We start from the raw sequence: 1,422 nt of genomic DNA, 5'->3' as shown, positions 1-1,422 counted from the left end.
GAGTTTACCAACTAATCAAGAACAAGAGAAAATATCAACTTTCTTGGCAAAAATATCTGAAAGGATTGACTGTTCAATTAAAATAATTGAACAATTAGAAACCTTAATTAAAGGGCTAAGTGAAAATTTATTTTCTCAAAAAATTAGATTTAAAAAATTTGAGAAGAAATGGGAAGTGAAAACTTTAGGAGAAATTTTAATTGAAATAAACGAAAGAACAATAAATTCTAATCAATATAGAGTTTTATCATCTACCGCAAAAGGACTTTTCTATCAAAGTGATTATTTTAATAAAGAAGTTGCCAGTAAGGATAATGCAGGATATAAAATTTTGAAAATTAATCAACTTGTTTTTAGTCCTCAAAATTTGTGGCTTGGAAATATTAATGTAAATACTACCTATGAAATAGGAATTGTTTCCCCTTCATATAAAGTTTTTAGTTTTAATGAAAAAGCAATTGTCGGTTATTGTAAATATTTTCTAAAATCATCAAAAATGATGTTTGAATACGAACAATGTTCAGAACAAGGAGCAAGCATTGTCAGAAGAAATTTAAATATGGAATTGTTCTTAAACATCCCAATTCTTCTCCCTAAATTAGAAGAGCAAATTCAAATATCATCTTTTTTGACCAAAATTGACCAAAAAATCCAAACCGAAAAAGCAATTTTAAAGCAACTGGAAATGCAAAAGAAATATCTATTACAGCAAATGTTTGTTTAACATTCTAAACAAACATATTTTGCAGCAAAAACTTTTTCTGTTCTTCTAATTTTTGCAGAAGTTGGCTTTCAATATCAATTTTAGAATCTATAGCAGAAAGGAAATTAGCGATTTTGTTTTGTTCACTTTCTGATGTGCTAATTTTAATTGTAAATCTTTTTAAACTTTTCATTTGAATATTTGGTAAACCAGAGCCAACTCGTAGATTCATAACATTTTGTTCATTGAATTTTAGCAACTGGTAGAAATACATTAGACTTATTTTTTTAAAAAGTAATATTTTGTAACAATGTCCTCCAAGCCAAAATTTTGTTTTCATAATATTTACAAACCCACAAGAGTTTCCTCCCTCACTAATTGTGATAGTATTTTCGTCTGTATTGTATTTTTCTGAAAATCCAGACGGTGAGATTCCACCATTTAAACAAGGATATAAACCTATTTCATTTAAGTCTTCTTTATTGAATTGTTCACCCTTTTTTATATCACAAACATTTTCTAAGCAATCTTCTTCCCATTCAGGAAAATCATTTCCATTATCATCTTTAAACCTCAATTCTTGTGAAAATATTTTTTTTGCAGTGGCTGTTTTTAGAGTTTTTAAATCGTTAATTATTTTACTTTGGGTTGTAATGCGTTCGTCAATGAGTGAAAGAAAGGTTGCAATTTTGGTTTGCTCATTTTTATCAGGAAAAAAT

General features: G+C 27.4%; 2 protein-coding genes. One reads left to right on the top strand and one right to left on the bottom strand.

The features are described from left to right. A partial coding sequence (locus FOL89_RS17445; RefSeq protein WP_185147014.1) for a restriction endonuclease subunit S occupies nucleotides 1-724 on the top strand: 724 nt, incomplete at its 5' end. Nucleotides 725-728: 4 nt separating this feature from the next. On the opposite strand, the gene FOL89_RS17440 is transcribed toward FOL89_RS17445, so the two are convergent. Next, nucleotides 729-1,422: restriction endonuclease subunit S (locus tag FOL89_RS17440; RefSeq protein ID WP_185147013.1), on the bottom strand; the 694-nt coding region annotated here is incomplete at its 5' end.

Origin of the sequence: Chryseobacterium echinoideorum (assembly GCF_007474535.1) — a bacterium.
GTDB classification, from domain to species: Bacteria; Bacteroidota; Bacteroidia; order Flavobacteriales; family Weeksellaceae; genus Chryseobacterium; species Chryseobacterium echinoideorum.
The sequence above is the reverse complement of the archived record's forward strand: the minus strand, read 5'-3'. Positions and strand labels throughout refer to the sequence as shown.